Origin of the sequence: Enterococcus diestrammenae, from assembly GCF_049384045.1 — a bacterium.
In the GTDB taxonomy this organism is placed as follows: domain Bacteria; phylum Bacillota; class Bacilli; order Lactobacillales; family Enterococcaceae; genus Enterococcus_C; species Enterococcus_C diestrammenae.
Genome location: NZ_JBMRGR010000004.1, coordinates 65,254 through 88,633 on the forward strand (window position 1 = coordinate 65,254; position 23,380 = coordinate 88,633).

Genomic DNA, 23,380 nt, shown 5'->3' on the forward strand with positions numbered 1-23,380 from the left:
ATGAGACCACGTAAATATTTAGCTTCATTTTTGGTGACGGCAGCGATTTTGTCTGCTTGTAGCCAACAACAAACTAGCAATAACACTGAAAATACTACAAATCAAACTTCAGAAAGTTTGACAATCAGCGAGGCTAGTAGTGCAGCAAACACGAGTGACGATAGCACCACTTTGACCGCAACAGCCACTGAATCCAGCGAAGCAGAGCTGTCGGAATACTACGGCAAATACGAAGAGGAAGATTTGGTTACCGAATACGATGGGGATAGTGCCACGACCATCACTTTGGGAGATACCAGCGAAGTCGATGGCGACGGTGCAGAAGTTTCCGACAGTACCGTCACCATTACTAAAGGCGGAACTTATGTGGTTTCTGGGACTTTAAGTCAAGGACAACTCGTGGTCAACGCTGGCAAGGAAGAGAAGGTTTACCTGATTTTGGATGGTGTGAAGATTACTAACAGTAGCGGCCCAGCTATCGATATCGAACAAGCCGAAAAAGTGATCACCACCTTGAAAGAAGGTAGTGAAAATACTTTGACGGATGGTACAGATTATCAACTAGCAGATGGCGAAACTGAACCAGATGCGGCTTTTTATAGTAAAGAAGATTTGACCATCAATGGTACCGGTTCGTTGACGGTTACAGGCAATTACAGCAACGGAATCCGCGGCAAAGATGATGTGGTACTCGTCAGTGGCACCTATCAAATCACTGCGAAAAATAATGCTATTAAAGGCAAGGATAGCGTGTCGATAAGAGGTGGTGAGTACACCATCACGACGGCAGAAGGGGATGGGATTCAAGCCAATAACGCCGAAGATACTACAAAAGGTTGGGTAGCCATCGATGGTGGGACCTTCACGATTAATAGTGGCCGAGATGGCATTCAAGCTGAGACGACATTAAAAACACAGAATACCGAAATGACGATCAAAACAGCAGATGGTGCCAATTCCGGGTCTCTCGATGCGGAAGAAAGTTACAAAGGCTTGAAGGCTACGACAGACTTAATCGTCACAGATGGCACTTACACCATCGATGCGGTGGACGATAGCATTCACGCCAATGGAACGGTGACAATCGACGGCGGTACTTTACAGCTGGCCTCTGGCGACGATGGGATTCATGCTGATAATAAGCTAACCTTCAATGACGGCCAGATAACGATTTCCCAATCTTATGAAGGCTTAGAAGCTGCGGAACTTTACTTTAATGGCGGTGTCATTGAAGTCACCGCCCAAGATGATGGAGTCAATGCTGGTGGCGGTAGCGATACCGACGAAACAGCTGGTCAATTTGGTGGCGATACCTTTGGTGGTGGGGGCCCTGGTGGTGGCGACCAAGCCGATGAGACTAAGTTTATCGAAATGGCTGGCGGTACATTGTTGGTCAATGCAGATGGCGATGGTGTGGACAGTAACGGCAATATTACCATGACTGGTGGTACGATGCTGGTCAACGGTCCGACGAACGGTGGCAATGGTGCGTTGGATTACAATGGTACGTTTGACATCAGTGGTGGGACCTTAATGGCCGCTGGTAGTACCGGGATGGCTTTGAACGTCAGTGACACCTCCACACAAACCGCCTTGGCAGTGACTTTTGATAGTAGTCAAGCGGCGGATACGTTGATTTCTTTGACGGATAGCGAGGGCAATTTGATCACGGCTTTCCAACCAACGAAATCTTTCCAACACTTAGTCATCAGTACGCCTGACCTTGCGACTGGCACGGTGAACTTGGCCAGTGGTGGCACAGCAAGCACCTTGTCAGACCAAGGTTTAGCTACTGCTGATACTACGATTACTGATAGCACAACCCTGTCTCAATTGACTCTAAGTGAGACGGTCAGCAGTCTGTCCCAATCCGGTGAAGCTGTCTCCAGCGGTATGGGGATGGGTGGGGGTATGGGTGGCCCTGGTGGTTTCTAAACTGCTTTTCTCAAAAAGCTTAACTGTAGCTATCAGTTTAGCTACAGTTAAGGCTTGCAATCTAGGCTTTATTCAAAAATAAAATTTGATACAAGGAGCGAAAACAGATGAATTTTATCAATCGGGCCCTCCAGAGTTTATGGGCCAAAAAAGGTCGCAGTTTGATTTTAATCGGGGTCTTTTCGGCCATTTTGATTTTTGTTTTGGCGGGACTGACGATTCGCAGTGGTGCCGAGTCTGCGACGAATGAAGCAAAGAAAAGCGTTGGAGCCACCGTCACGTTGAGTGCTGATCGGCAAAAGATGATGGAGCAAGCCAAAAGCGATAGTGGCACTAGTGAAGACGAAGCGAGCTCTCGCCCCGATCCTGGGAGTTTTACCAACACGCCAGTAAACTTGGAAGATGCGGAAAAAATTGCCGCCCTAGATGGGGTGAAATCCTACAGTTTTGAAGTCAGCACCTCAGCCACAAAAGGTGCTGACATTGAACCAATTGCCACAGAAGCGGAGTCTACAGAAGCGGAGTCCACTGAAGCAAGCACTAGCGATAGTGAAGCTGCTCAAAGTATGGGTGGCCCTGATGGCGAACAAATGCCAGGCGGCGGCATGGCACAAATGAGCATGGGGGATTTCCAGATCACTGGTGTCCTGGCTTCAGCTGATTACACCAGTTTTTCAGAAGGGACAGCAACCTTGACAGACGGAGAAGCCTTGACTGCTGACGATGTCGGCACTGACGCTGTGTTGATCGAGTCGGCCTTAGCCGAAGCCAATGACTTGGCTGTCGGCGATCAGTTTACTTTGAAAGATGCCGATGACAAGGACGTCACCGTGACAATCAAGGGTATTTACGAAACTTCCGACACCGGTACTTCCATGGGGAGAAACTTTAACTTTATGAATCCGGCCAATACGATAGTTGCTTCTTATACCTTAGCCAATCAATTAAACGGTGACGAAGCAGCCACCATTGATTCGGCAGTTTATCAATTGGAAGATCCACAAGAGATGGATGCTTTTGTGACAGCAGCGGAAAAACTGATTGATACCGATACTTTTAGTTTGCAAACCAATGATCAAATGTATCAGCAAATGCTCTCTCCATTGAATAATGTGTCAAGTTTTGCCAAAAATATCATCATCTTGGTGGCAGCAGCTGGGATTATCATCTTAACCTTGATCGTCATGATGTTGATTCGAGAACGGAAATATGAAATTGGCGTCTTGCTTTCCCTTGGTGAAGCTCGGAGCAAAGTGATTTTGCAGTTCTTCACTGAAGTTGTCGTCTGCATGGTGTTTGCTTTAGGGATTGCTTCGGCTAGCGGTAACTTAGTAGGCAATGCCGTGGGTCAACAGTTATTGAACCAACAAACCACTACGACAGCCAATGCCGCCCAAGATAACGCGGCTGCAGATAGGCCCTCAGAAGGCGGCCCTGGTGGCAGTCAAGGTGGACAAGCGCCAAGCGGAGGCCCAGGTGGTGGTCGTGGGGGTATGAATTTTGCCAGTGCCTTCACACAAACAGACGCCGTCAAAGAGTTGGACATCACTGTTTCACCTCAACAAATTGCCATGTTAGCAGGGATTGGGTTAGGAATTAGCCTGTTATCCATCTTATTGTCATCGGCGGGCATTTTACGACTGAATCCTAAGAAAATTTTGATTTCCTAACGCCATCACTTTAGAAAAGAGGAATACTTATGACATTAACCACCAAAGACTTGGGCTACTGGTACGGTCCAGAAGCGCCGCTGTTTCAGCATATTAACTTAATTTTTGAGCCGGGAAAAATCTATGCCATCTTAGGTTCTAGCGGCTCTGGCAAGACGACTTTTTTGTCCTTGATTGCTGGACTGGATACTCCAAAAGAAGGGGATATCGAATACAACGAGCAATCCCTCAAAAAAATTGGTTTGCGGCAATATCGTCGCAAAGACGTCTCCATTGTCTTTCAGGCTTATAATCTACTACCTTATATGTCAGCCGTAGACAATGTGGTTTGTGCGATGAAAATCGCCGGTACCCAACAAGCCGATCCGCAAGCCTATGCCCTTGGTAATCTGGAAAAACTCGGCCTCAACGAAGAAACCGCCAAGAAAAAAGTCACTCATCTTTCCGGTGGCCAACAACAACGGGTAGCCATTGCCCGGGCCTTGTGTTGCGACCATCAACTGATTGTCGCTGACGAACCGACAGGTAACCTTGACGCCACTACCTCAGCCGATATCGTCAAGCTCTTCCAAGAAATCGCCCATGAACAGCAAAAATGCATCATCTTGGTCACTCACGAGCAAGAAGTTGCTGATGCTTGTGATGTGGTCTATGAATTGAAAGATCAGACATTCCAAATGCGGGCTTCTTAACTTGCTGACGGAAAAGTAGGAGGAAAAAGACATGAAACCTACTGGAGAAGCGCCGTATTTGTGATACTATAGCATTAGCAAAGCCAGCTAGCAGCAGTCAATCGGTGACTTGTGCAGGCTGGCTTTTTGAAGGGAAAACTAAGTGGGGGTTTGGACCGCCAGTAAGAAGGTGAAGCAGATGCGTTTGATCATTGATGGCGATGGCTCGCCAGTGAAAAATGAGGTCATCGGGCTGGGGCAGCGATTTGGGTTATCAGTGGTGATTGTCACTAGTGTCGATCATTTTACCAACAAAGAATATCCTCCTCACGTCAGTTTTATTTATGTGGACAAAGGGGCAGACCGGGCGGATTATCGCATCGTCAAGGAAATCCAGCCGGGCGATTGGGTTATCACCCAGGATTATGGCTTGGCCTCTTTAGTTTTAGGCAAACACGCCCGCGTTTTTCACCACAGTGGCAAAGAGTACACCCCTGACAATATTGACGAACTTCTGACTCAGCGTTTCATAGGAGCACAACTACGCAAAGCTGGCAAGCGTACCAAAGGGCCGAAACCTTTTACTGCACTAGATCGCCAACAGTTCACCAAAATTTTGACACAGATGCTCCATCAAACAATGATAACGGGCACCTCGATACCATCAGAGTTGGAGAATTAGCAGTGGGGAGAGAAAAAGACCACCGGGCGTTTTGCCTCTCCCTAAAACCACTCGTATAATAAATGCAAAATAGCAGAAATGAGGAAGCAGTGTGACCAAGATTTTGATTGTTGAAGATGATCGAGCTATCGCGCAAAAAATCGGACAGTTATTGGCTACTCATGGTTATCAGTGGGAGGCAGTTTACAGTATGCAGCAAGCTTTGACAATTTTGACAGCAGAGCAGCAACTGGATTTGCTTTTAATCGATCTCAATTTACCCGATGGCTCCGGATATGCTGTTGGTACGCAAGCGAAGGCAGCGAAAATTCCTTTTATTTTTTTGACAGCAATGGAAGATGAAGCGAGCGTTGTAACAGGCTTTGACCTAGGTGGGGACGATTATATCGTGAAACCTTTTCGACCGATGGAATTGCTCTCCCGAATCAAAAACGTCCTGCGTAGACGGGGCAAAAGTCAAGCCGTCTTTACGGTAGAAGATCTCACTGTTGATGTTATCAAAGGATTAGTGACCAAAAAAGGGGAAGAGCTGTTTCTTTCGCCATTGGAATATCGGTTGCTACTTGTTTTTATCAATCACAGCGGGCAAGTACTCACGAGAGATCAACTTTTTCAAGAAATATGGGATTTGGCGGGGAATTTCGTCAACGATAACACTCTAACTGTCTATATCAAGCGTTTACGAGAAAAGATTGAAGTCGATCCACAACATCCGACTAAAATTAAAACAGTACGAGGCTTAGGATATAAATTGGAGGTCTAATTATGCTAATCTTTCGTAATCGTGATATCGCCCATAACACTTGGCTAGCTATGGTACTTTTGCTCTTGGGAGTTGTTAGTACGAGCTTTTTTTCATGGCAAGCAACGATAATCGTTGCTATCTGTGGTACAGCTATCATCTTATGCAATCTTATTTTACAAAAAAAGCAACAACAGCAGCTAGCCCAACTTAGTGAAGTCATCAATCAAGTGCTGCATGGAGAAGAGATGCTGGCGGTGGCAGCGGAAGAAGGAGAGCTTGCAATCCTTAGTAATCAAATCCAAAAGATGACAATCCGATTGCGGGAACAAGCCGATACGTTAAAACACGAAAAACAGCAATTGGCGCAGGCCCTTGCCAATGTCGCTCATCAGGTCCGAACGCCGTTGACCACCTTATTTTTGGTAGTGGATCGTCTCGGCTCACCCCAACTGGAAAAAAAAGAGCGCCAGCAATTGAATCGGGAGTTAGACAGTTTGTTGAAACGAATTGATACGTTGGTGACAGAACTGTTAAAAATAGCTAAGCTGGAAGCAGGGACTGTAGAGTATCATCCGCAAAAAGTAAAAATTGCGGATTTGATCGTAAAAGCCCAAGAACCTTTTGCCATCCCCCTCGAATTAGCAGCAATCGATTTTCAGGTGGTGGGGGATCAGGAGGCAACGATTTTTGCTGATATTACTTGGACTGTGGAAGCTCTGGGTAATTTAATCAAAAATGCTCTGGAACATACACCGGCTGAAGGAAAAATTTTCGTTTCCTACGAAGAGAATACCTTGTATACTGAAATTCTGATTCAGGATAGTGGTACGGGGATTCATCCGAATGATTTGCCTCATATTTTTGAGCGCTTTTATCAAGGTCAGCAACCCCATCCTGGCAATTTAGGCATTGGCTTAGCCTTGGCTCGAATGATCATTTCTCAACAAAATGGTAGTCTTATCGGAAAAAATTCTGCTACTGGCGGTGCAGCCTTTTCCATCCGCTTTTATCGTCGGACAATCTAACAAAAAAGCTAGCCGGATTCCAAAAAATGGAGAATCGGCTAGCTTTTTTGTTAGACTAAGTTGTTCTGTTTGGCTTCACGAATGAGCTCAACTACCGCATACAGTTGGACTAAGCAAAGACCACTAAGTCTAACTAGCATCTTTGGAATGAAGACGGAACCGACACATGATGTTCTTTATCATGTGTCGGTTCCGCTTTATTTTGAGAGCTGAAGGAGTTGATTGACGAATTTGGGCTAAGCAGTCATCCGCGGTTTTGCTTTTAACACCTCCACAATACAATCTTGCGGACAAGCTTCCTGACAGGCGCCGCAATTGATGCATTTGTCAGGATCGATGACGGCGACGTTATCGACGATGGCGATGGCATCCGTAGGGCAGGCTTTGACACAGCTACTACAGGTGATACAGCCGACATCACAGATTTTGCGAACAGCACCGCCTTTATCCAGATTGCGACAGGCGACAACGGGAGCGCCGGTGACGGGTTTCATACTGATGAGTTGTTTCGGACAAGCGGCGATACATTGGAGACAGCCGACACATTTCAGCGGGTCGACTTCTGCCACACCAGCCACCACGTGAATGGCGTCGTAGGCACAAGCTTGGACACAATCACCATAACCCATACATCCATAACCGCAGGCTTGTTGGCCGCCGAAGACTTGATTGGCGGCGTAACAGGTTTGGGCCCCTTGATAATTCATTTTTTTGCTGGTTAACTCACAGCGGCCGTTGCAGCCAACGAAAGCTGCGGTGGGGCGTTGTTCGTCGGCCGTAACGCCGAGTAAAGCGCTGATTTCTTGTCGAACTTCAGCACCACCAGGAGCGCAGAGGTTCGCTTCAGCTGTGCCATCAGCCAGCGCTTTAGCATAGCCATCACAGCCGGAAAAACCGCAAGCCCCGCAGTTAATTCCTGGCAAGAAGCTCCGGACTTTTTCCTCTTTTTCATTGACCGGTACTTGAAAGACGATCGTAGCGATGGAGAGGCCGACCCCGGCGACGAGTCCTAAGCCAGAGACGATTGCCACCGGAATAAGAATACTTTCTAACATGATTGCAACTCCTTTCTATTGGAAGAGGCCTTCTGCCAAACCGGCAAAGCCTAGAAATGACATAGAAACGATGGCCGCTGCGATTAAAGTAATCGGCATCCCTTTTAGCGCATCAGGAATATCGGCGGTTTCCAGGCGTTGACGGACACCAGCAAACAAGACCATGGCTAATAAGAAACCGAGCCCAGCTGCTAGGGCGTTGACGAGACTTTGACCATAGCTGTATTCCTTGGTGAAATGTAAAATTGTCACTCCGAGAACGGCACAGTTGGTGGTAATCAATGGCAGGTAAATGCCTAAAGCATTGTAGAGTGGCGGCATGTATTTTTTCATTACCACCTCTACCAGTTGTACGAGAGCAGCAATCGTCAGAATAAAGACGATGGTTTGCAAGTAATCCAGACTCATAGGCACCAGCACCCAAGCGTAGAGGGGATAGGTAACTAAGGTGGCCAAAACCATAACGAAGGTGACAGCTACGGACATGCCCACAGCGGTGTCCAGTTTTTTGGAAACTCCGAGGAAGGGACAAATCCCTAAAAATTGTGATAAGACAAAATTGTCGGTGAGAATTCCAGCAACTAAAATCGTAATCATCATTTGCATGGAGTGTCTCCTCCTTCTTCATTTTTGGCTGCAATACCGCCACAAGCCTCTGCAATGGGACAAGCGGTGCAGTCTGGTTCCGGACTCTTACGGTTACTGAGGCGATTGACTAACATGACCAACATCCCGAAGACGAAAAAGCCGCCAGGAGGGAGCAAGAAAATCGTCATGGGTGTGACGAAGCTAGGAGCGATAGCAAAGCCGAGAAAAGTTCCGGCTCCTAGTAATTCGCGGATCCCTCCCATGCAGATCAGTGCCAGAGTAAAGCCAATTCCCATCCCTAAACCATCTGCTGCTGCATGTAAAACAGGATTGTCTTTGGCGTAAGCTTCGGCTCGTCCTAAAATGATACAGTTGACAACAATCAATGGTAGATAAATCCCCAAGGTGGCATCGAGGCTCGGCGCTTTAGCTTTGATAATCAGTTGCACGACAGTTACAAAGCCGGCAATAATCGTAATAAAGGCTGGAATCCGTACCTTATCAGGAATCACATTGCGTAATGCTGAGATGACGATATTAGAGCCAATCAAGACGACAGTGGCAGCCACCCCCATCCCAAAGCCGTTGAGGGCACTCGTGGTGACGGCCAATGTCGGACAGGTCCCCAGCATCAGGCGGAGCACCGGATTTTCTTTGATGATGCCGCGAGAAAAGACTGTTGTTAATTTTTCATGTTCCATGTCAGCCCACCTCCTTTTCATAGAGTGCCAAAGCTTTCGTCACGGCCCCAGCTACCGCATTCGAGGAGCGAGTGGCACCGGTGACAGCTTGAATTTCGTTGTCCGCCGCTTTTTGTTTGACGACTTTGGGACTGCCGGTAAGGTTGTCAAATTGCTTGGTGAAGTCGCTGCGAGTGACGTTTTGCCCTAAGCCGGGAGTTTCTTGGGAAGCGTCCAAGATTTCAATGCCAGCGACTTGTCCTGCCGGCGTGATGGCAGTCATGACGGAAACCTCACTGCCATAACCGTATTCGGCGGTAATGGCGATAAAACCGGCAGTTTCTCCCGCAGCAGTGATCGCTTCGTAAAGTTGACCGTTGGCGGCGTCGTTGGTGAGTTGTTGGTAGTCTTCTGCTTTAATTAGTTTGGACATAGTGGTTTGTTGCTGTTGCCATTCTTGGGCGGCGATTTCATCGGAAAAAGCATAGCGAGTCCCAGCGACCGCTCCCGTAACCACTAAGCAGATGACGACGAGGCAGAAAGTTGCTGTCAAAATACTTTTGCTATTCTTCATTAATGGCCACCTCCTTTTTCGTCCCAAAGGCTTTCGGAATGGTATAGCGATCAATTAATGGGGTGATGATATTCATCAGCAAAATCGCATAAGACACCCCTTCTGGTAAAGCGGCAAAAAAGCGAATCAGTACGGTGATCAGACCACAACCGAAAGCGAAGATAATTTGGCCGGTGCGCGTGGTAGGGGAGGTGGTGTAATCCGTCGCCATAAAAATCGCTCCCAAAAGTAAGCCCCCAGACATCATCTGATATAGCGGTTCCCCTCCTAAAAGCCAGGAGAGCAGGCCTACAGTACCGATGAAAATCACAGGAATGGTGGGTTCAATGATCCTCCGCCACAAAAGATAAGCAAATCCTAATAATAGCGCCAAAGCCGAAGTTTCCCCAAGGCTACCAGAGCGCACGCCTAAGAACATATTCAATAAAGAGGGAATTTCGGCGCCCGTCTGCAAAGCCTGGAAATAACTAGCCGAGGTGACAGTATCCGTCCCTTGATGGAGATAGTAAAAAGGTTGATTCCAGACGCTCATCGCCGAAGAAAAGGACATCAAAAGAACGATACGGGCGGTGATTGCTGGATTGACAAAATTTTGTCCCACGCCTCCAAAGCACTCTTTGACGATGACAATCGCTACGATGCCACCGATTGCTGCCATCCATAAAGGCAAGGAGACCGGCAAGTTGAGACCCAATAACAAACCGGTGATGACGGCTGTCAGGTCATAGGTAGCATTGGGACGTTTTAAGAGTTTGCGAAATAAATACTCGCTTAAGACGCAACTGGTGACACAAGTCAAAATAACTAATAAGGACCGTAAACCAAAAATAATCCCGGCTGCAATGACTGCTGGTACGAGAGCGATGATGACATCCCGCATTATTTTGATACTGGATGAGCCGCTGTGGAGATGTGGACTGGCGGTAACAAGGAAATTATCAGACATTATTGTGCCCCCCTTTCGATGACTTTACCTTCTCGCATGTACTGCACCAACCGGCGATTCGACGGACAGACAAAGGCACAGCAGCCACATTCCATACAAGCCGCGACGTGATGTTCTTTGAGACTTTGGGCGTCTTTATTTTTTAGTGCCCGTTCGATTTCTAAAGGTAATAAATTCATAGGGCAGCCTCGTGTACAACGTCCACAACGAATACAGGGCATTTCTTGCGGTTGTGTTGCTGTTTTGGCGGATAAACAAGTGATGGCGTTGGTTTGTTTGGTGATTGGCAACGTCAGATCAAATTGCGCAATTCCCATCATGGGTCCGCCTAAAATGATTTTGGCACCAGCTGTTTCTTTTAAGCCACCACAAAAGGTCAGAATATCCTCAATCGGTGTGCCGATGGGAACCCGTAGATTTTTAGACTCAACAATATTGTCGCCATCCACAGTGATGCGCTTTTCAGTCAAAGGCATTCCAGTGTCCAAATAGTGTTGGAATAAGGAGATGGTGGAAATGTTTAATATCAGACAACCGGCAGATGCGGGTAATTCTCCGGGGGCTACCTTTCGGCCAGTAGTAGCGTAAATCAACATTTTTTCCGCCCCTTGAGGATAGCGGGTTGGTAATTTCATCACTTTGATCCGCTGGTGGTTGTTAGGGTCTGGCTGACGGTTTACGGCTTCAGCTAAGGCGGTAATGGCGTGGGGTTTATTGTCTTCAATACCGATGATGCCGGTTTTAATCTGAAGTTGATCCATGACCGTCAGCATACCAGTGATAATCCGGTCAGTGTTTTCGATGGCTTCGCGGTAATCAGAGGTGATATAAGGTTCACATTCAGCGCCATTGATGACTAGCGTATCTAGGGGTTCTTTGGCGGCTAGCTTTACGTGAAGAGGAAAGCCTGCACCACCGATACCTACTAAGCCGCTATCACGAGCCGCTTGGATTAGTTCCTTCTTATTGGTAATAGTCACTGGGCCCATCTCAGCAACAGGTGTATCGTTGCCGTCGTTTTCAATGGTGAAAGCGTCGATCCGTTTGCCATTTGCTAGCAAAATGGGTTTGATATGTTTGATTTTTCCGGAGACGGGGGCATGGATTGGTGCTGAGACAAAGGCTGAACTATCAGCGATGACTTGGCCGACTTGCACCAGCTCTTTGGCTTTGACTAGTGGTTGGCAAGGAGCGCCGATATGCTGCTGCAAGGGAATTACTACGAGCTTAGGGGCAGGTAAGGGCACCGTTGCCATGGTTGCAGTGGGTTTGTGGTGAGGTACGGAGACCCCACCTTTGAATTTTTCCATCATTTGGGCTAACATGAGTGTCGTCCCTTCTTTTGTTTGTATTTTAAAGCGCTATCATTATTATAGACCGCTCACTTGTTAAGAACAACAGTCTTTGTGAAATTTATTTTTATTATTTCCATATTAAAAGGGGGATAACGCTAGATTTATGGCTAATTGAGAATAGTGTTCAATTGGAAGATGTGAAAATTTTTCACAGACTTTTTTACGTATCTTTTTTAAAGGGACGAAAGAACATCGTAATTTTTTTGTTTACATGTTATTTTCAGTCGCTGACCTCAGAAAGTAAAATGAAACTAGAAGGGAGGAGCATTGTTGGTGGGTTTTAAATTCAATCTGTTACGCTTAGGGCTTTTATGCTAAAATATGGGAGAATGAAAAGATGAAACTTCATGAAGGCACGCGTCTGTAAGTGGCGAAGGCTTTGATAACGAGGCACAATCATGAGTTATCTGATTTGTCGCTACACTTGACAGCAGTGTCTTACAACAGGAGGAAAAACTTTTGAAAATTGTAATGTTATATGGCGGGCGCAGTGCGGAACACGAGGTCTCCATCTTGTCAGCCTACTCCGTTTTACAAGCGGTATATTATCATTATTATCAAGTGCAACTGGTGTTTATCACCAAAACTGGCGAATGGGTACAAGGGCCGTTATTGACAGAAGCCCCTCAATCGGAAGACGTTTTACACTTAACTTGGGGTGAAGGAGTGGAGAATGCCACTGGTAAAATTATCCAACCTTCCAGCATCAAAGAAGAAGAGGCCATCGTGTTCCCAGTGCTTCACGGACCAAATGGGGAAGACGGTACGATTCAAGGCTTTTTGGAAACAATCGATATGCCTTATGTCGGTGCAGGCGTTTTGACGAGTGCCTGTGGGATGGATAAGATCATGACCAAATATATTTTGCAGGCTGGGGGGATTCCGCAAGTTCCTTATGTCCCAGTTCTGAAAAATCATTGGAAAGAAAATCCAAAACAAATCTTTGAACAATGTGAAGGCACCTTGTTGTACCCAATGTTTGTGAAACCCGCTAATATGGGATCCAGCGTAGGGATTTCTAAAGCAGAAAATCGGGAAGAGTTGCAAAATGCCCTCCACGAAGCTTACAAATACGATACGCGAGCAATCGTAGAACAAGGAATCGAAGCCCGCGAAATCGAAGTAGCAATTTTGGGGAACGAAGATGTACGTACGACGGTTCCTGGCGAAATCGTGAAAGACGTGGCCTTCTATGATTACAACTCAAAATACATTGATAATAAAATCGTGATGCAGATTCCTGCTGAAATACCCGAAGATGTCCAACAGAAAGCTCAAGATTATGCGAAAAATGCCTATATCTTATTGGGAGGCAGTGGCTTGTCTCGCTGTGATTTCTTCTTAACCAATAAAAATGAACTTTTCTTAAATGAGTTAAATACGATGCCTGGGTTCACTCAGTTTTCGATGTATCCTTCTTTGTGGGATAAGATGGGACTGAAATACGGGGATTTGATTGAAGAATTGATCCAATTGGGAATGAATCGCTACAACCAACGCCATGAATTTTTGACTGATGTATGATAAATACCTGAAGCTCTGAGATAACTCTCAGGGCTTTTTCTTTGTAAGCGAATGGCTTGATAGTTGACTGAAAGACGCGCTAGGCTAGCTTTTATGGTACAATCACAGAAGGTATTTTGTGATAAAAATTGTGAGGTTATGAAGATGAAGTTAACCATTAAAGAAGTAGCAGAACTATTTGGTGCTACGCAAGTGACTGATGAAAGCCCTCTTCATCAAGTGGAGTTTGATAGTCGTAAAATTACAGCGGGGGATTTGTTTATCCCGCTGGCTGGAGCGCGAGATGGGCACGAGTTTATTGAAGCGGCTGTGGCAAATGGTGCGGTAGCGACATTTTGGAGTCAAGACCCAGCGTTGGTTCCCGCAGGAGTGACGGTGATTCCTGTGACAGATCCGTTGGCAGCTATGCAACAGTTAGCGGTGTATTACAAAGAAAAAATTGCGCCAAAAACAATTGCTATCACTGGGAGTAATGGGAAAACCACAACCAAAGACTTGACTGCAGCGGTTTTGGCACAAAAATTTGTCACTTATAAAACCCAAGGCAACTACAATAACAATATCGGTATGCCTTATACGATGTTGCATATGCCGGAAGATTGTCAGATGTTAGTGCTGGAGATGGGAATGGACCATGCCGGCGAGCTGACGGAATTATCAGAGATGGGCCGACCAGACGCGGCTGCTATCACGATTATTGGAGAAGCCCATATCGAAAATCTTGGCTCTCGCGCAGGGATTGCGCAGGCGAAAATGGAAATTGTTGCTGGTTTGAAAGCTGATGGCCTATTGTTACTACCTGCGGATGAACCTTTGTTGACACCACTAGTAGCTGGTTTGACGCAACAAGTGCGAACCTTTGGCATTGCTGATGGGGATATCACTGCAACCGTCACAGGGGAAAGTAAAGAACGAACCACCTTTGAAGTGGCTGGCGACCCATTTGAGATTCCCGTCATTGGTGCCTATAACGTCAAAAATGCGTTGATTGCTTATGGAATTGGTCAAGCGTTTGGGCTGACGACGGCTGAAATTCGCCAAGGCTTGGTAACGGTCACCTTGACGAAAAACCGTACCCAGTGGCTGACAGCGACAAATGGGGCTCAAGTCTTAAGCGATGTCTACAATGCAAATCCGACGGCCATGGCCTTAGTGTTGGATACATTTGGGAAACTAGAAAGCAATGGGGGCCGGAAACTGGCGGTCTTGGCAGATATGTTGGAACTGGGACCAGACTCCAGAAAAATGCACGCGGCTATGGCAGAGCATATCGGAGCAAGCTATGATGTGATTTTCTTGTATGGCTCTGAGATGACGGCCCTTTTCCATGCACTAACGGAAATGGATGCCGATCTAATGGTTTACCATTTTGATAAGCCAAATAAAGCGGCTTTAATTCAAATGATTCAAGCAGAATTATACCCCCAAGATAGCATTGTCCTCAAAGGAAGTAATGGTATGGGGTTGGCGGAAGTTGTAGCGGCTTTGGTGGAAGCGTAAGTAACTATCCTACTAGCTGAAGTAAGTATTTTGGTGCTAAAGAAAGCAGCCACTTGTAATTGTTGCCTCCTATACGAGAAAGCAACCGTTACAAGTGGCTGTTTTTTTGAATACTATGATGCTCCTCTTAAGCCATCAATAATGTTTTCTTTTTTTAGTTTATGAAAACCATAAAGCATGGTGATAAAAACAATGATGAAAACACAGGCAATACTGATGGCTATTGCCCCCCAAGGAATAATGAATGGTTGCTCGATACCAAAGTTCACTATTTTGTACAGAAGAAAATCTAACGCTAAGGCTAAGGATAAGCCCCAGAGTAAGGCCTTGCTACCGTATAAGAGACACTCGTAAGCCATCATCTGAGTAAATCCTTTGGGGCTCATTCCCACTGATTCCAGCATTGCAAATTCTCGTCGCCGTAGCATCAAGTTAGCAGAAATCGTGTTAAAGACATTGGCAATCGCAATTAACGAAATAACTGCAATAAAGCTATAAGCGATGACTTTGACTAGCAATAGCATATTTCTCAAGGTTTGTTCTTCCTGTTGAATATTGGAGACGAAAAAGTTAGTTAAGCCAGCTGCTTGCGCCATAGTTCTCATTTTTTTAGTAGCTTGGTCGGCATTAGAGCTAGTGGCTTGGTAAAGATAATGATGACTGGCGGAGCTGATGCCAGTATCCTCCATCGTTTCAAAGAGTCGATTGTAGTTATCTACTGGTAGATAAGCCGTTAGATAAGGATTATCGCTGCTGCTAAAGAGAGCGGGTAACTCGTTAATATAATGTTGCAAGGTAATAGGGTTTTTTAAGGTCACCATTTTGCCAGTATCATCACTACCACGAAGAGTCAACTGACGTGGTTGATCATCTTGAAACAAGGGATAACGTTCAGTCTTGCCAGTTTCTTGGCTGTAGGAAGTGATGACCTGATTTCCAAGAGCGTTGAGTTTTTTATCGAAATAATCCTCTTCTGGTAAAGCTAATTGCTTAAGCCAACCTTTGAAAGTCTGATCATCGAAGGCGACAATTTGGATGGAACCATAATAGATGTCTTTTTCCTTTGGCGCATCCCCCTCGTAAACTTCTAAATCGTCGGGATAAAATGGTGGATTATTTCCGTGAATAGCTCGGGGATTTAGCTGTTTTTTCGAAAGGGTGGTGGTGACAAAGTCTGATACCGACCATCCCCCTTGCTCGATTTCTGTCAACTGGTCATATTTAGCAAAAAGCTCTTTCAATTTGTCTTGATCAGTGACGTCATAGGCAGCCATTCGGACATCGCATTTTTCTTGCTGAAAGGAGTAGGCGATGCTTTTTTCACCGTACATTACCAGAGCAGAAGCCCCTATAAATAGAACAATTGAGACGATTAATGAAAGAATGGTGGGACGATAAGCTTTTTTATTTCGCTTGAAGTTTTTTTGGGCCAAGGTACCTGACAGTCCAAATAGCTTACCTGAGAGTTTTCCCGTACGTAGTTTTTTAGCATTCAGCTTGATTTGTTGTTGTTGAGAAATCACGGCCATTACGGAATGCTTTAGTGCTTGGCGGGCAGGTAACCAGGCGGATAATAAAATCATGATCAAGCCAATACAGGCAGCTGCTACTAAAGACTGCCAATTAACAGTTAAGGTAAGTTGCTGGATGACTGCGATAAGTTCCTGTTCTTGAAGTTTATCAGCTAAAGCGATGAGTCCGGTTTTTCCTAAGATGACAAACGCTAAACCTACCAAAATACCTAGGGGAATACCAATTAAAGCAATTGAAAATCCTTCAAAAATAACCGAGCGCCGAATTTGCTTTTTGGTTGCCCCGATGGAAGCTAATAAACCAAATTGTTGCAACCGCTCATTGACCGACATGGCAAAAGCATTGTGAATCAGTAAAATAGAGCCACCGGCAATTAGTCCAGCGAAAATCGCCGCTATCCCCAGAATCATCCAGTTTTTGTGAGTAGTCATACCGTCTGTTCCGTGGCCTTGAAGCTCTGATAACTCATTGTTTAAGGAAATTTCTACGTTTTCTGTATTTTTTGGTTGATGCTTTTTCTTAAAGGTCTGCCATTTTTCGGGGTGGGTTAGTTTTAAAAAGCGAGTTTGTTCTTGATCCAGCGTTGAGACACCTGCTACATAGAATTCATAGCTACGATTGCCGCTTTCACTGCTATATTTAGGTGATACAAAGCCTGCTATTTTATAGGTTTCTTTGCGATTGGGGGCTTTTTTTGCCAATAAATCAAGCAACTGCTCATCGCCTCTCGTTTCTCCCTGAGAGAAGGTAATTAAATCTAGTGAAAACAGGTCGCCAACTTTTAAATTTTTAGAAAAATCCTGGCGATAAGCTTCAGATACTAGAATTTCATGATTGTTTTTGGGGAGATGACCTTTGATTTTTCCTAATGGTCTTTTTTGAAAAGCGAGAAGATCATAGGCGTGGACCCATACACTACCGTAGGCTTCTTCAGAGGTATTATTAGGTGCCTGTGGATTGTTCAATAGTAAGTAGCCTGCAGTAGCGGTGGTATAACTTTCTTGAACTTCGCCTTTTTGAGGCAAGGTAGCTAAAAAATCAACTCCTTTTTGATCTAAGGTATCATAGCGTAAGGTGTAATCCCCGTTGTTGGTAATCGCATTTTTTATCAATAAGTGATGGGTGGAAGCAGCTAAAGTGGTGACAATGGTCATTAGTCCCACTGATAGAACGACACCGATAATCGTTACTAGTGTTCGAGTTTTATTTTTCTTTAGATAAGCCAAGGCGACCTTGTTTAAAATATTCACGAACGTAACACCTCATCTCTGGTGATCCGACCATCTTCAATTTGGATGATTCGATCTGCTTGCAAAGCGATAGCCTCATCATGAGTGATGACTAGCATCGTTTGGTTGTATTCTTTGTTGGACCGACGTAGTAACTCCATGATTTCTTGAGAATTTTGGCTGTCCAAGTTGCCAGTGGGTTCGTCAGCTAATAAGATGGCTGGTGCATTCATCAAAGCCCGCCCGATGGAGGTTCGTTGTTGTTGTCCGCCAGATAGTTGATTGGGGAGGTGACTTTGGCGAGTTTCAAGTCCGAGGGCAGACAGCAATTTTGAGAGTCGCTTTTGATTGACTTTACGGCCGTCTAATAAGACGGGCAAGGTGATATTTTCCACGACGGTTAGAACGGGGATTAGATTGAAAAATTGGTAGATAAGCCCAACTTCACGTCGGCGGAAAATCGCCAGTTCTTCGGGGTTTTGTGCATAGATATCCTTGCGATCAACAGAAACTTTGCCACTGGTAGGTGTATCTACGCCACCTAATAGATGCATCAACGTTGATTTACCCGAACCAGAGGGACCAATGATGGCGACAAACTCGCCTTTTTTGACGGAAAAAGAAACCCCGTCTAAGGCATGCACTGCATTTTCGTTCTTTCCATAAATTTTCGTAAGGTTTTCGACAGTTAATATATCCATTTTGAGGAAAAGCTCCCTTCATTTTTTTGCTTGCTACTATCATAACCCATGACTGTGACGGTGAAATGACTGTTAAGTGACTAATTGGTCACATGAGTTTTTTTCGTTTTTAAGGGAGCTTTGAAAACTTGATGAAAGTTTCATCCTGTGGTAGAATAGTGAAATGCCGAAAAGAAGAACCAGTTGGAAGAAACTCATCCACGAATTGACTAATAGTCTGGCGCAACAGCGTATTTTTGTTGCCTTTACGTAGAGACTGGGAGCCAAGTTTTGACGGACTTGTACCCAGTCTTTTTGCGGATATAAAGCATGAGGTGGCAACCGTGCCTCATCCATCTTTTCTGAATGCCTTCGTGAAGCGGTTTTCGGCGACGAAGCAGCTAAGAGCAATGACAGGGACCATTTCTTTTGGACTGTGGGAGAACCCGTGCATCTGAGGTCAGCCTACAAGGGCACGATCTCAAAGCCAAACCAACGCTTCAATCAACATCAACGTCGTGTCGGGAAACTCGACAATTAAACGACGACTAGGAGGATATTTTTTGAAATTTAATGAACTGAACTTGTCACCGGAACTGTTAAAAGCAGTGGAACGCTCTGGCTTTGAAGAAGCAACCCCAATCCAAGAAGCGACGATTCCTTTGGCTTTGGAAGGCCGCGACGTCATCGGGCAAGCCCAAACAGGGACCGGTAAAACAGCTGCGTTTGGTTTGCCAATGTTGGAAGAAATCGACGCAAGCAAACATGAACTACAAGGATTAGTCATCGCCCCAACACGGGAGTTGGCTATCCAAACACAAGAAGAATTGTACCGCTTAGGTCGGGACAAACGGATCAAAGTCCAAGCTGTCTATGGTGGTGCGGATATTGGTCGTCAAATCCGTGGCTTGAAAGACCGTCCCCACATTGTGGTTGGGACTCCAGGCCGGATGTTGGATCATATCAACCGTCACACTTTGAAACTTGGCACAGTTCAAACATTGGTTTTGGACGAAGCAGATGAAATGTTAAACATGGGCTTTTTGGAAGATATCGAAAAAATCATTGCCCAAGTCCCTGAACAACGTCAAACTTTGTTGTTTTCTGCAACGATGCCAGCCGCTATCAAAAATATCGGCGTGAAATTCATGAAAAACCCCGAACATGTCCAAATCAAGGCCAAAGAAATGACAGCGGATTTGATTGATCAGTACTATGTGCGGGCCAAAGACTTCGAAAAATTTGATGTGATGACTCGTTTATTGGATGTCCAAACACCAGATTTGGCCATCGTTTTCGGTCGGACGAAACGTCGGGTAGATGAATTGTCTCGTGGGTTGGAACTTCGTGGGTACAAAGCAGAAGGTATCCATGGGGACTTGTCTCAACAAAAACGGATGAGCGTCTTAAAAGCCTTTAAAGAAGGGCGCTTAGATATTTTGGTAGCGACTGACGTGGCCGCGCGTGGCTTGGACATCAGTGGCGTGACTCACGTCTACAACTACGATATTCCTCAAGATCCAGAAAGCTATGTTCACCGTATCGGTCGGACTGGCCGGGCTGGTAAAGGCGGGATGTCAGTAACTTTCGTGACACCAAACGAAATGAGTTACTTGCACACCATCGAAAACTTGACCAAAAAACGCATGACTCCTTTGCGTCCACCAACGGAAAAAGAAGCCTTCAAAGGTGCGTTAGGTGCAGCCGTGGAGCAAATCGAATCCAGTTTGCAAGAAAATGGCTTGGAAAAATATGCTCAAACTGCAGAACAACTTTTGGAAGGTTACGATCCGGAAACTTTAGTGGCTTTATTGTTGAAAACTATGGCTAAAGATCCAGCTGATCAAGTACCAGTCAAAATCACTCCTGAACGTCCGTTGCCATCTGGTAAAAAAGGTGGATATAACAAAAATGGTCGTCGTGGTGGCGGCGGTGGCGGAAATCGCAATCGCAAAGATGGTGGCAGCTATCGTGGTGGCAAGAGCAAAGGCGGCTACGGCAATAAAGATAGTTACAATAAAGATAAAAAATACAGCAATGATCGTCGCAAAAACGATCGTCGGGACAATGACCACAAAGATGGCGGTAAAAAACGTGGCTTTGTGATTCGCAGTAATAACGACTAAGTCTTGTCATAGACAGCAAGTAAAAATGGCGTGCAATCGCAAGTTTTGGCGATTGCACGCCATTTTGTTTTCAGATTTCATCTACTATACTAGCCTCTGCGAATACTGGACCAAGCTTAAGTCCAACTAGCACCGTCAAACTAAGTAGTGACAAAATCTCAAGCACCTAAACTCGAAACAGTGATTAGTCATCAGTAAGGCTAACTTGCTTGCTTTTTGGGCGAGTTACTCAAGCGTTGTATTTTTACTACAGATTATCAGTAGTGACAAAAGTGTTAGTTATTCTTTATAGGACTGAGGGGAAAATTACTTTTTTAGTATCTAAGGGGAATGATTTGAAAATATCTGTAAATAGTTATACAAAGGGATTTTTATTTGTATATTTTTCTTAAATGTTTATTTTTAATCTTGCTAATTCGCTGAATACGAAAAAGTTTAGAAAATGAATAGAATTTTCAATGACTAGTCTTTTTTCATGGTTTTTATTTAGATTTTTGGTAGAATGGGACTAGCTTGTTTTTTGTGGGACGATTTTGGTGACGAGGTTGAACCCCAAACTCCTGCTGTACATAGTGTTCATCGAAGAAAACAGGGAGTAAGCAACAAGCTGATAAAGGAGCAGTTGGTCATGATTAAAGGAATCGGGATCGATGCGGTGGACCTTGTCCGTATCAAAGAAATTATCGAAAAGAAACCACGCTTTGCCGCCAGAGTGCTCACTCCTGACGAATTAGCTATTTTTCAACAATTGCCTCCCAAGCGCCAAGTAGAGTTTTTAGCTGGACGTTATGCGTGTAAAGAAGCTTTCGCCAAAGCTTGGGGGACCGGCATTGGCAAAGTGACCTTTCAGGAGCTAGCGATTTTAAATGATGAGCTAGGAGCGCCTTATGTCAGTCAATCCCCCCATCAAGGACAAGTTTTTGTGAGTATCACCCATACGGATACGGTGGCGGTGGCTCAAATTTTATTGGCAGAATGACGCATCAAAAAGCTGACTTGATAAGTATCACTGGATGTATTTTGTAACCTTAATTGTTTGAAAGAAGGAATCATTGGTGGAATCACTGCATCGCCCAACGCGGATTATCGTCCATAAAAAAGCTATTCAAGAAAATATCGCAAATGAGCTGGCCCGTTTACCTAAAGGCCGTGAACTTTTTGCTGTGGTAAAGGCAAATGGCTATGGTCATGGAGCAGTGGCAGTAGCGCAGGCAGCGATTGCTGGTGGGGCAACTGGTTTATGTGTAGCCACTATTGATGAAGGGATTCAGCTGCGGGAGGCAGGGTTTACCGAGCCAATATTAATTTTAGGGGTCATCTCGCCGCTGTATTTGCCATTGGTGGCGGAATACCAGTTGGCATTTCCGGTGGGGAGTCTGGCTTGGCTGAACAAAGCTGCTAAGTTTTTGCAAGAAACCCCCGTGGCTCAGCCCTTACTGGTTCATTTGAAAGTAGATAGTGGCATGGGGCGGATCGGCTTTTCTACCCCTGTTGAAGTCTCCGAAGCAGTAGCAAAAATAGCACAGATTCCTCAAATGGCCTTTGAAGGGATCTTTACACATTTTGCGACAGCTGATGAGGCAGAGACGAGCTATTATGAAACCCAGGCCCAACATTTTGCGGATTGTTTGGCAATCTTAGACCAGCTTCCTCGCTACGTCCATTGTGACAATAGCGCCTCGGCTTTGTGGCATGATCAACCTTTGGGGAATATGGTACGATATGGGGTAGCTTTGTATGGGTTGAATCCTTCTGGTGGGACCCTTGAAGCCAGTTATCCGTTACAGCCGGCCTTGGAATTAGTTTCCCGTTTGGTACAAGTGAAGCAGGTGGCAGCGGGTACGGGTATCGGGTACGGCAAAACCTATACTAGCTCCCAAGACGAGTGGATTGGTACGGTACCTATCGGATATGCCGATGGTTGGATTCGCAAGATGCAAGGATTCAAAGTATTAGTAGCCGGCCAGTTCTGTGAGATTGTCGGTCGCGTCTGCATGGATCAGATTATGATTCGTTTGCCACAAGCGTTTCCTGAAGATACTTTGGTCACCTTGGTAGGGGAAAATGATGGGCAACGGATTACTTTACAAGATGTGGCGGATCAGCAAGAAACGATTCATTACGAAGTGGCTTGTCTGTTGAGCTCACGGATACCACGAGAATATATAGATTAGGATGAGGTATAGACTATGGTGAAACGCGGAGACATTTATTTCGCTGATCTTTCGCCGGTGGTTGGATCAGAACAAGGTGGGGTACGCCCTGTCTTGATTATCCAAAACGACCGGGGCAATCACTTTTCCCCGACTGTGATCATCGCAGCTATCACGGCGAAAATGGCAAAACCCAAGCTACCTACACACGTCGGCATCAAGGCCAGCGATACGGGAATTTCCCGAGATTCAGTGATTTTATTGGAGCAAATCCGAACAATCGATAAAAGTCGTTTGAAAGAAAAGGTCTGCCGTCTAGATGATAAAAAAATGTTGGCAGTGGATCAAGCGTTAAAGATTAGTATTGGTGTTGTCAATTTGACGGAAGCGACCAAATCAGCTATTTGACAACCTACATATCAATGACTAACGAGCAACCGATGGCGTAAAGCTGTGGGTTGCTTTTTTATAGACGAAATAAATAAAAAAGTTGTCAGTGAAAATACTCGATTACCAAGTATTTGAACGCTTGCTTGGCCAATAGCTTCAGCAACTTTTACTGGAATGCAATCTTGCTTAGCAATCGCTGCTTAGAATTGGTTGATTAAATGGCAGCGAAGAATAGGGAGGCGGTTGTTGGGTTAGTCATCATTAAAAAATGGGACTTTTATTTTTGGTATATTCAGAAAATTATTCTTGACCTGTGAGG

At 45.3% G+C, this 23,380-nt stretch carries 20 protein-coding genes; 12 read left to right on the forward strand and 8 right to left on the reverse strand.

Annotated features, from left to right (window positions below; all coding sequences use genetic code 11):
- The 6 genes from ACO03U_RS04250 to ACO03U_RS04275 all read left to right on the forward strand — a co-directional run bounded on the left by ACO03U_RS04250 (position 1) and on the right by ACO03U_RS04275 (position 6,728).
- Positions 1–1,935, forward strand: coding sequence for a carbohydrate-binding domain-containing protein (locus ACO03U_RS04250; RefSeq protein ID WP_204685758.1), 1,935 nt, complete (start codon positions 1–3; stop codon positions 1,933–1,935).
- Between the two features lie 107 nt (positions 1,936–2,042).
- Complete coding sequence (locus ACO03U_RS04255) at positions 2,043–3,605, forward strand: ABC transporter permease (RefSeq protein ID WP_204685760.1); 1,563 nt, start codon at positions 2,043–2,045, stop codon at positions 3,603–3,605.
- Positions 3,606–3,634: 29 nt separating this feature from the next.
- Positions 3,635–4,297: an ABC transporter ATP-binding protein gene (locus ACO03U_RS04260; protein WP_161868171.1), complete on the forward strand. Its 663-nt coding sequence runs from the start codon at positions 3,635–3,637 to the stop codon at positions 4,295–4,297.
- 178 nt (positions 4,298–4,475) lie between these two features.
- Entirely contained in the window at positions 4,476–4,958 is a 483-nt protein-coding gene (locus ACO03U_RS04265) for a YaiI/YqxD family protein (RefSeq protein WP_204685762.1), read from the forward strand.
- Positions 4,959–5,049: 91 nt separating this feature from the next.
- The gene (locus ACO03U_RS04270; protein ID WP_204685764.1) at positions 5,050–5,721 is read left to right on the forward strand and encodes a response regulator transcription factor; all 672 of its coding nucleotides are present in this window, start codon (positions 5,050–5,052) and stop codon (positions 5,719–5,721) included.
- Between the two features lie 2 nt (positions 5,722–5,723).
- A complete protein-coding gene (locus tag ACO03U_RS04275) occupies positions 5,724–6,728 on the forward strand; it encodes a sensor histidine kinase (protein WP_204685766.1) in 1,005 nt (334 codons plus the stop codon).
- A 236-nt stretch (positions 6,729–6,964) separates the two neighbouring features.
- On the opposite strand, the gene ACO03U_RS04280 is transcribed toward ACO03U_RS04275, so the two are convergent.
- From ACO03U_RS04280 to rsxC, 6 genes are read right to left on the reverse strand one after another with little or no spacing between them, the layout of a single operon-like run.
- Positions 6,965–7,783 carry an RnfABCDGE type electron transport complex subunit B gene (locus ACO03U_RS04280; RefSeq protein WP_204685774.1) on the reverse strand — a complete coding sequence of 273 codons (819 nt, stop codon included), beginning with the start codon at positions 7,781–7,783 and terminating at the stop codon, positions 6,965–6,967.
- 15 nt (positions 7,784–7,798) lie between these two features.
- On the reverse strand, positions 7,799–8,389 hold the full coding sequence (locus ACO03U_RS04285) for an electron transport complex protein RnfA (protein WP_204685781.1): 591 nt from the start codon (positions 8,387–8,389) through the stop codon (positions 7,799–7,801).
- Positions 8,380–9,072 (reverse strand): electron transport complex subunit RsxE, encoded by a 693-nt coding sequence (gene rsxE / locus ACO03U_RS04290; RefSeq protein ID WP_204685783.1) that lies wholly within the window; start codon positions 9,070–9,072, stop codon positions 8,380–8,382. The genes ACO03U_RS04285 and rsxE overlap by 10 nt, the downstream gene beginning before the upstream one ends.
- A gap of 1 nt (position 9,073) precedes the next feature.
- Positions 9,074–9,625 carry an RnfABCDGE type electron transport complex subunit G gene (locus ACO03U_RS04295; protein WP_204685788.1) on the reverse strand — a complete coding sequence of 184 codons (552 nt, stop codon included), beginning with the start codon at positions 9,623–9,625 and terminating at the stop codon, positions 9,074–9,076.
- A complete protein-coding gene (locus ACO03U_RS04300; RefSeq protein ID WP_204685789.1) occupies positions 9,615–10,571 on the reverse strand; it encodes an RnfABCDGE type electron transport complex subunit D in 957 nt (318 codons plus the stop codon). Before ACO03U_RS04300 ends, ACO03U_RS04295 begins: the two co-directional genes overlap by 11 nt.
- The gene (rsxC, locus tag ACO03U_RS04305; protein WP_204685790.1) at positions 10,571–11,896 is read right to left on the reverse strand and encodes an electron transport complex subunit RsxC; all 1,326 of its coding nucleotides are present in this window, start codon (positions 11,894–11,896) and stop codon (positions 10,571–10,573) included. Before rsxC ends, ACO03U_RS04300 begins: the two co-directional genes overlap by 1 nt.
- Before the next feature lie 489 nt (positions 11,897–12,385).
- Between rsxC and ACO03U_RS04310 the strand changes: the two genes are divergently transcribed.
- Positions 12,386–13,450 carry a D-alanine--D-alanine ligase gene (locus ACO03U_RS04310; RefSeq protein ID WP_161868163.1) on the forward strand — a complete coding sequence of 355 codons (1,065 nt, stop codon included), beginning with the start codon at positions 12,386–12,388 and terminating at the stop codon, positions 13,448–13,450.
- A 144-nt stretch (positions 13,451–13,594) separates the two neighbouring features.
- Entirely contained in the window at positions 13,595–14,950 is a 1,356-nt protein-coding gene (locus ACO03U_RS04315) for a UDP-N-acetylmuramoyl-tripeptide--D-alanyl-D-alanine ligase (RefSeq protein WP_204685792.1), read from the forward strand.
- 113 nt (positions 14,951–15,063) lie between these two features.
- Here ACO03U_RS04315 and ACO03U_RS04320 read toward each other — a convergent pair whose 3' ends face one another.
- A complete protein-coding gene (locus ACO03U_RS04320; RefSeq protein ID WP_204685794.1) occupies positions 15,064–17,733 on the reverse strand; it encodes an ABC transporter permease in 2,670 nt (889 codons plus the stop codon).
- On the reverse strand, positions 17,730–18,413 hold the full coding sequence (locus ACO03U_RS04325) for an ABC transporter ATP-binding protein (protein ID WP_204685795.1): 684 nt from the start codon (positions 18,411–18,413) through the stop codon (positions 17,730–17,732). Before ACO03U_RS04325 ends, ACO03U_RS04320 begins: the two co-directional genes overlap by 4 nt.
- A gap of 542 nt (positions 18,414–18,955) precedes the next feature.
- On the opposite strand from ACO03U_RS04325, the gene cshA reads away from it, so the two are divergent.
- The 4 genes from cshA to ACO03U_RS04345 all read left to right on the forward strand — a co-directional run bounded on the left by cshA (position 18,956) and on the right by ACO03U_RS04345 (position 23,079).
- Entirely contained in the window at positions 18,956–20,518 is a 1,563-nt protein-coding gene (gene cshA, locus ACO03U_RS04330; RefSeq protein ID WP_204685797.1) for a degradosome RNA helicase CshA, read from the forward strand.
- A 628-nt stretch (positions 20,519–21,146) separates the two neighbouring features.
- On the forward strand, positions 21,147–21,497 hold the full coding sequence (gene acpS, locus ACO03U_RS04335; protein WP_161868160.1) for a holo-ACP synthase: 351 nt from the start codon (positions 21,147–21,149) through the stop codon (positions 21,495–21,497).
- Between the two features lie 73 nt (positions 21,498–21,570).
- Positions 21,571–22,692: an alanine racemase gene (gene alr / locus ACO03U_RS04340; protein ID WP_204685799.1), complete on the forward strand. Its 1,122-nt coding sequence runs from the start codon at positions 21,571–21,573 to the stop codon at positions 22,690–22,692.
- Positions 22,693–22,707: 15 nt separating this feature from the next.
- Entirely contained in the window at positions 22,708–23,079 is a 372-nt protein-coding gene (locus ACO03U_RS04345) for a type II toxin-antitoxin system PemK/MazF family toxin (protein WP_161868158.1), read from the forward strand.
- Positions 23,080–23,380: the final 301 nt, after the last annotated feature.

Coding starts and splice junctions, on each gene's coding strand:
- ACO03U_RS04265 (WP_204685762.1), top strand. CDS start 4,476: ATGCGTTTGATCATTGATGGCGATGGCTCGCCAGTGAAAAATGAGGTC.
- ACO03U_RS04280 (WP_204685774.1), bottom strand. CDS start 7,783: ATGTTAGAAAGTATTCTTATTCCGGTGGCAATCGTCTCTGGCTTAGGA.
- rsxE (WP_204685783.1), bottom strand. CDS start 9,072: ATGGAACATGAAAAATTAACAACAGTCTTTTCTCGCGGCATCATCAAA.
- acpS (WP_161868160.1), top strand. CDS start 21,147: ATGATTAAAGGAATCGGGATCGATGCGGTGGACCTTGTCCGTATCAAA.
- ACO03U_RS04285 (WP_204685781.1), bottom strand. CDS start 8,389: ATGCAAATGATGATTACGATTTTAGTTGCTGGAATTCTCACCGACAAT.
- ACO03U_RS04255 (WP_204685760.1), top strand. CDS start 2,043: ATGAATTTTATCAATCGGGCCCTCCAGAGTTTATGGGCCAAAAAAGGT.
- ACO03U_RS04295 (WP_204685788.1), bottom strand. CDS start 9,625: ATGAAGAATAGCAAAAGTATTTTGACAGCAACTTTCTGCCTCGTCGTC.
- ACO03U_RS04325 (WP_204685795.1), bottom strand. CDS start 18,413: ATGGATATATTAACTGTCGAAAACCTTACGAAAATTTATGGAAAGAAC.
- ACO03U_RS04315 (WP_204685792.1), top strand. CDS start 13,595: ATGAAGTTAACCATTAAAGAAGTAGCAGAACTATTTGGTGCTACGCAA.
- ACO03U_RS04300 (WP_204685789.1), bottom strand. CDS start 10,571: ATGTCTGATAATTTCCTTGTTACCGCCAGTCCACATCTCCACAGCGGC.
- ACO03U_RS04250 (WP_204685758.1), top strand. CDS start 1: ATGAGACCACGTAAATATTTAGCTTCATTTTTGGTGACGGCAGCGATT.
- ACO03U_RS04260 (WP_161868171.1), top strand. CDS start 3,635: ATGACATTAACCACCAAAGACTTGGGCTACTGGTACGGTCCAGAAGCG.
- ACO03U_RS04275 (WP_204685766.1), top strand. CDS start 5,724: ATGCTAATCTTTCGTAATCGTGATATCGCCCATAACACTTGGCTAGCT.
- ACO03U_RS04345 (WP_161868158.1), top strand. CDS start 22,708: ATGGTGAAACGCGGAGACATTTATTTCGCTGATCTTTCGCCGGTGGTT.
- rsxC (WP_204685790.1), bottom strand. CDS start 11,896: ATGTTAGCCCAAATGATGGAAAAATTCAAAGGTGGGGTCTCCGTACCT.